The organism is Mycetocola sp. BIGb0189, from assembly GCF_024810155.1.
GTDB lineage: Bacteria > Actinomycetota > Actinomycetes > Actinomycetales > Microbacteriaceae > Mycetocola > Mycetocola lacteus.
Window position 1 is genome coordinate 500,225 of the sequence record NZ_JANUED010000003.1, and the last position, 6,264, is coordinate 506,488.

The 6,264-nt window shown below is 67.6% G+C and carries 6 protein-coding genes; 3 read left to right on the forward strand and 3 right to left on the reverse strand.

The window, feature by feature from the left end:
* Nucleotides 1-87: 87 nt before the first annotated feature.
* On the forward strand, nucleotides 88-1,029 hold the full coding sequence (locus M2390_RS07030) for a 3-methyladenine DNA glycosylase (protein ID WP_259177770.1): 942 nt from the start codon (nucleotides 88-90) through the stop codon (nucleotides 1,027-1,029).
* Nucleotides 1,013-1,963, forward strand: coding sequence for a helix-turn-helix domain-containing protein (locus tag M2390_RS07035; RefSeq protein WP_259177771.1), 951 nt, complete (start codon nucleotides 1,013-1,015; stop codon nucleotides 1,961-1,963). Before M2390_RS07030 ends, M2390_RS07035 begins: the two co-directional genes overlap by 17 nt.
* A 244-nt stretch (nucleotides 1,964-2,207) precedes the next feature.
* Here M2390_RS07035 and M2390_RS07040 read toward each other — a convergent pair whose 3' ends face one another.
* From M2390_RS07040 to M2390_RS07050, 3 genes are all read right to left on the reverse strand, one after another.
* Nucleotides 2,208-3,050, reverse strand: a complete 843-nt coding sequence (locus M2390_RS07040) for a polysaccharide deacetylase family protein (RefSeq protein ID WP_259177772.1) — start codon at nucleotides 3,048-3,050, stop codon at nucleotides 2,208-2,210.
* Between the two features lie 82 nt (nucleotides 3,051-3,132).
* Nucleotides 3,133-3,888, reverse strand: coding sequence for an SDR family NAD(P)-dependent oxidoreductase (locus M2390_RS07045; RefSeq protein WP_259177773.1), 756 nt, complete (start codon nucleotides 3,886-3,888; stop codon nucleotides 3,133-3,135).
* Nucleotides 3,885-4,790: a fumarylacetoacetate hydrolase family protein gene (locus tag M2390_RS07050; protein WP_259177774.1), complete on the reverse strand. Its 906-nt coding sequence runs from the start codon at nucleotides 4,788-4,790 to the stop codon at nucleotides 3,885-3,887. The genes M2390_RS07045 and M2390_RS07050 overlap by 4 nt, the downstream gene beginning before the upstream one ends.
* Nucleotides 4,791-4,913: 123 nt before the next feature.
* Here M2390_RS07050 and M2390_RS07055 point away from each other — a divergent pair, with 123 nt between their 5' ends.
* Nucleotides 4,914-6,122 carry an aminotransferase class V-fold PLP-dependent enzyme gene (locus M2390_RS07055; RefSeq protein WP_259177775.1) on the forward strand — a complete coding sequence of 403 codons (1,209 nt, stop codon included), beginning with the start codon at nucleotides 4,914-4,916 and terminating at the stop codon, nucleotides 6,120-6,122.
* Nucleotides 6,123-6,264 lie beyond the last annotated feature (142 nt).

Below are 6,264 nucleotides of genomic sequence, written 5' to 3' on the forward strand. Positions count from 1 at the left end.
GTCGCGCCCGTGGCTTCGAATGCGCCGGGGCTAATCCGGGATCGTCGTTCGCGGCGTATGCCGGATCCGGCGGCGTAGACTGGGACGATGCCCACAACGATCGCCCTCCCCGCACCGGTGCGCCTGGACCCGGGCGTTCAGCGTGAGCGCGCCCTCGCCCACGAGACCCGTGCCGACGCGCTCACCGCGGGCTGGCGAGAGCGACGCCAGAGCGGCGAAAAACACGCGATCGAGGACTTCCTCTTTACCTACTATCCGATCAAACCCAGCATCCTGCGACGCTGGCATCCGGGAGTGGGTGCCGCGATCGAGTGGCCCGAGGATCGAGAGCTCCCGAGTCGGTATCTCCGACTGGCGGATGGATCGATCACCGTGGATACGGGATCGCTACTGCGCGACCGTGCGCGCCTGATCGATTTTGTTGAGTTCCTACTCACCCGCACCGGCGAGCGCGCCGCTCGCTTTGACTGCTTCGGCCTGCACGAGTGGGCGATGGTCTATAAGCAGGATCCCGAGCAGATCCGGCACGCGGGCGTTCCGCTGCGACTGTCCCCCGCGGCCACCGACGCGGTGGTGGAATCCCACCGGGTGGGCTGCTCGCACTTTGACGCCTACCGGTTCTTCACCCCCGAGGCCGAACCCCTCAACCGGCTCTCCCCCACCCGGGAGAACCAGCCGGAGATGGAGCAGGCAGGCTGCCTGCACGCGGGCATGGACCTCTATAAGTGGATCGCCAAGCTGGGCCCAATGGTCCCCGGCGAGCTGCTGCTGGACTCGTTTGAGCTGGCCCGGGATATTCGCACGCTGGACATGCAGGCCTCCCCCTACGATGTCTCCTCCTATGGACACGCGGCCGTGGCCATCGAAACCGACGCGGGGAAGGCCGAATATGTGCGCGCCCAGCGCGGCTTCACCGAGCGCTCAAATGCCGTTCGGGCGCGGGTGCTCGCGGTGATCCAGGCGGCACGGGCCGAGGTCGCCTCCACGTCCCTCACGCTTTCCCGAGACGCGAGTGTCGGGGCGGCGTGAGGACTGGGCCCGCACCTTTGACGGGCTCGACTTCTACGCCGCACGCCTCACCGTGCATGGCTCGCGGGCGCTCGCTGCCAACACAGGCCTGGCAAACTACCTGCGCGCCGCAAACATCGTCCTACATGAGCTCGACGACAACGCGCCCCTGCGTCTGCGCCTGGCCCAGTTCCCACAGCTGAGTTTTGTCCGGGTGGCGATGCCGGCGATCCGGATGGAGTGGCCGCGGGATGCGCAGTCCGCCGACCGTGCCGCGATCATCATCATCCTGGGCGGTCGAATGAATGTTCGAACCGAGGGTGCGCTGCTGACCCGTGAGCCCGGACTGTTCTACATCCCGCCGGGCACCGAACCACTGTGGATCGACGTGCTCGACACCGATAATGAGGTGCTCTACATCAGCCTGCCGGCGGGACTGGTGGCGGATATTCCCCTGGTCACGGCGAGCGCACGCGTACCCGCCCTGGACCCCTCGCTCCTGGCGCCGCTGCTCGCGTTTACCACCGGGCTGTTTGCGGTGGATCCCGAGCAGGCACCACACACGGCACCGCTCCGGCTGGTCGCCGAGGAGATCACCCGATCACTGGTTCGCCTCATCAGTGGCGACGCACCGGCCCAGGATGACCCGTATGCGCGTGCGGTTGAACTCATCGCCGCCGAGTATCACGCACAAACGCTGCGCATCACCGAGATCGCCCGCCGGCTGGGCGTGGCCCCGCGCACCCTCCAGGCCGAGTTTGCCCGGCGCGGGGATACCGTGAGTGGGGCGCTGCGTCGAGTCCGGGTGGCCGAGGCCAGGGCGCTGCGTCTCGCCAATCCGGCGCTCGGGATGGCCGAGGTTGCGCACGCCACCGGATTCGGCTCGGCCTCGGCGCTGTTCCGGGCGCTCCGCGAGGACTCCGCGGACCAGGGCAGCGTCCCCTCGTCCAGTTAGCCCGCAGCCACCGGGCGGCGCGGAGCTCGTCGGTGAGCGCTGAGCTCCTCGGTGAGCGCAGACCCGGGCGACTCGCCCACGCCCACTCAGTTCGCGCAGACGCACTGTCATTTAGCGCAGCGCCCCGGCACGCTCCGGTGCATTCCCGGTACACAGGGAGTGAGGTTCAATCCCCTAGAACAGAGCGGGCGTCCCACCCGAACGGCCATGCCGCGGATGCCCGCTCCCCACCTCGGCGCACGAGCTAGCCCTGATAGATATCGCGCAGGGTAACCGTGCGCAGTCCGCGATCCTGGACGATCTTCTCCAGCTGATCAAACACCTCGGTGACCGGCGGATGATTGGCGTGACCGATCACGATGTGCCCGGGGAGGAACCACTGGTCGGCGAAGCTCACGACCTGGTCGGGTGTGATCAGACCCGAATCCGAGAGCGATCCGTACCAGAGCACGGGCACGGTGTAGCCGACACTCGCGGCCACCGCATCGGTGTGCGCGTTGCGGTAGCCAAACGGCGGACGGTAGTAGGGTTTGGCGCTCACCCCGAAGGTCTTTTCGATGAACTCATCATTCTTGGTCAGCTCATCCCGGATCTGCTGGTCACTGATCTTGGTCAGCGCCGGGTGATCCCAGGTGTGGTTGCCAATCTGGATCTGCCCCGACTGCACCATCGGACGCAGCTTGTCGGCAACCCTCTCCCAGGATGGATACTGACCGTTTATAAAGAAGGTCAGCCGAGTGCCGGTGCGCTGGGCAAAGTCGACATACTTTTCCACCACGTCCGGGTCGGACCCGTCATCCACGGTCCAGGCCATATAGTTCCCACCCTTGGGCAGACCGGTAATCGCGCCGGCGGGCAGGGGAACCTTGGTTTCGGGCAGGGGCAGCTGAACGATGGGCGAATTCGAGGGCGTCTGCGAAGCCGACGGGGATTCCGACGGGGTGCCCGATCCCGGACCGGTGCCCGTTGACGCCGACGCGGAGGGCGAGTGGGTCCCCTCCGTGGCTTCCGAGTGGACGGCGCATCCGCCGGTCAACAGGACGGTGGCGGCAAGCACACCAACAGAAAGGAGGGCAGACGTTCGCATGAGATCATGCTAGGTGTTGGGCCACGGGCGCACCGTGCCTCAAAGGAAAAACACAGCAATCGCGTCGCAATTGTGATGTGCGCTAGCTCCGCGGGCGCAGCCGCAGCGCATCCATGCCCCCATCCACCGCGAGGGAGACGCCGGTGGTGGACCCCGCACCGGGGCTCGCCAGATAGAGAACGGCCTCGGCAATTTCACCGGGATTCACGAGTCGTCCGTGCGGCTGCCGTGCCTCCAGGGCCGCGCGTTCGGCCGCCGGATCGTCGGCGGAATCCAGCAGGCGACCCACCCACGGGGTGTCGGCGGTGCCGGGGCTCACGCAGTTGACCCGGATGCCCTCGTGGAGGTGATCCGCGGCCATCGCCCGGGTCAGCGCGAGCACCGCCCCCTTGGAGGCGCTGTAGAGCGCACGCTGCGGCAACCCCGCGGTGGCCGCGATCGAGGACGTGTTCACGATCGCCGCCGCCGGCGAACGCCGCAGGTGCGGCAGGGCGGCCCGGGTGACCCGGGCGATCCCGGTCACGTTGATGTTTAGCACCCGCGCCCACTCCTCGTCGGGATTATCGGCAATGTCGCCCTGTGCCCCAATTCCGGCATTATTGATCAGGATGTCGATCCGACCGAAGTGTTCGAACACGTCTTCGATTGCGGTGTTGACCGAGTCCTCCTGGGCGATATTCGCGGCCACCGCAAAGATTCCGGGTGCCGCGTCCTCGGGCCGCAGATCCAGCACCGCGATCCGGGCCCCCTCGGCACCGAGTCGCTCGGCGACGGCCGCGCCGATGCCCGATGCTCCCCCGGTCACCACGGCTACCAGCCCGTCCAGCGCGGGGCTCATGCGGAAACCGCCGCGCTCGCCGCGGAACCCGAGGATGCTGCGCCCGGAGGCGTGGCGATGAACACCTGACGCTGACGCCCGAGCCCCTCGACCTCCACCTCACACACGTCCCCCTCGGCCAGGTAGGGAAAGCGTCCCGACAGCGCGACCCCCTCGGGGGTTCCAGTAAGGATCAGATCCCCGGGTTCGAGCTCCATAAACTGACTCAGGTGCCACACGATGTAGGCCGGATCGAAGATCATATCGGCGGTGCGGGAGTCCTGGCGAACCTCACCGTTCACCCAGCTGCGCAGCGGCGCATCGGCCGGATCAAACTCATCCGGGGTGACTAGCCAGGGCCCGGTCGGGGTAAACCCGGGAGCACACTTCCCCTTGGACCACTGCCCGCCCGACACCTCCAGCTGGAATTCCCGCTCGGACACGTCGTTGGCGAGGACGTAGCCGGCAATGTGCGCGGCGGCTTCGGCCGGGGACTCCAGGTACAGCGTGGGGGCTCCGATCACGATTCCCAGTTCCACCTCCCAGTCGGTTTTGGTGCTGCCGCGGGGAATCCGTACCGCGTCGTGCGGGCCCACCACGGTGTTGGGCAGCTTGAGGAAAATGATCGGGATTTCCGGCGGCAGCGATCCCGATTCGGCCGCGTGGGCGGCATAGTTCATGCCCACGCACACCACGGCACCCGGCCGAGCAATGGGTGCACCGATGCGCGCATTCACGCCGTCCGCATCCTCCAGCAGACTCAACTCCCCCGCTTCCAGTGCCGCGACAACGCGGCCGCGCGGGTCACTGCGCAGAAAGTCTCCGTCGATATCGCGGGTCAGCGGGCGCAGATCCAGCACTCCGGCATCGGTGATCACCGCGGGGATCTCGGATCCGGCGGCACCCAGGCGAACGAACTTCATTGATACGTCTCCTAATCATCAAACCTATTTTTCGATTATGATCGGATTAGCCGGGAAAGAGAACCCCTTTTCCCAAATATTCCCAATATTCATCCGATGAATTCTGTTTTCTGGAGGTCAGCGTTGCCCCTTCCCCTGTTTCCGCCGGTGATCTTCCGCGACGGCACCCCGGCCCGGGATGCCTGGAACTTTGCCCCGGGTATCGTTCCGCTCAACCACGGCTCCTACGGGGCCGTGTCCACCCCGGTGATTACCGCGCAGCGTGCGCTTCAGGAAACATCCGAGCGCTCGGCGATTGGCTGGTTCCCCCACATCCAGACCCACACCAAAAATGCCCGGGAGCATATTGCCGGCTTTGTCGGGGCCGACCCCGCCGACGCGGTGTTTGTGCCCAATGCCTCGGCCGGGGCCACCGTCGTCCTCAACGCACTGCGGCTGAGCGCGACCGATGAGATCCTGGTCACCGATCACGGCTATGGCGCGGTCCTGATGGCCGTACGCCGACTCGCCCAGCGCACGGGCGCGCGGGTCACCACGGTGCCGATCGCCCTGGAAGCCGAGGACACCGAGGTCCTGGCCGCGTTCGAGGCAGCCCTCACCCCGGACACCCGGCTGATCGTGGTGGATCAGATCTCCTCGGCCACCGCGCGACTGTTCCCCACCGCCGCGATCACCGCGCTGGCCCATCGGCACGGCGCTCGGGTGCTGGTGGACGGTGCCCACGCCCCGGGGCTGATCCCGGATGCGGCGAGCGCCGCCGGTGCCGACTGGTGGTTTGGCAACCTGCACAAGTGGCCGGCGGCCCCGCGCGGTTCGGCCCTGCTGGTCACCCGGGATGCGGATCGAAACGATCTCTGGCCACTGATCGACTCCTGGCACGCCGACCTCCCCTATCCCGAACGATTCGACATGCAGGGCACCCTGGATGTGACCCCCTACCTGGCCTCCCCGATCGCCGTGGACTGGATCGAGGACGCGCTCGGCTGGGACGCCGCCCGCGCGGCGATGATCGCCGGCGCCGAGGCCGCGGCGACCGCGGTGGCTGCGGCGATGCAGCCGCATATCGATGGCCCCGCACGTCCGAGTGTGCCCACCCCCGCACCCTCGATGCGCCTGGTGCGACTACCCGGCACGCTCGGTGCCAGCAGGGAGCAGGCGGACGGCCTGCGGGATCGCCTGTTCGAGGCCACCGGAATCGAATCGGCCTTCACCAGTTTCCGCGGCATCGGCTATGTCCGCCTCTCCATTCACCTGTACACGGTGTCGGCGGATATCGAGGACTTCATCGCCCGCGCCGTGCCGCTGCTGGTGCGCTGGTCAGTCGAGGGCTAGCCCCGCCCCCGCTCCGGTCATCACACAGACGGCGTTGGGGGGGGCCCGGGGGGGTGGCCCCCCCCCCCCCAAGCCGGGGCGGGCGCCCCCCCGCCCGCGAGCGGGGGCCCCAACCCCCGGGGCACAAGGCGCCCCCCACCGG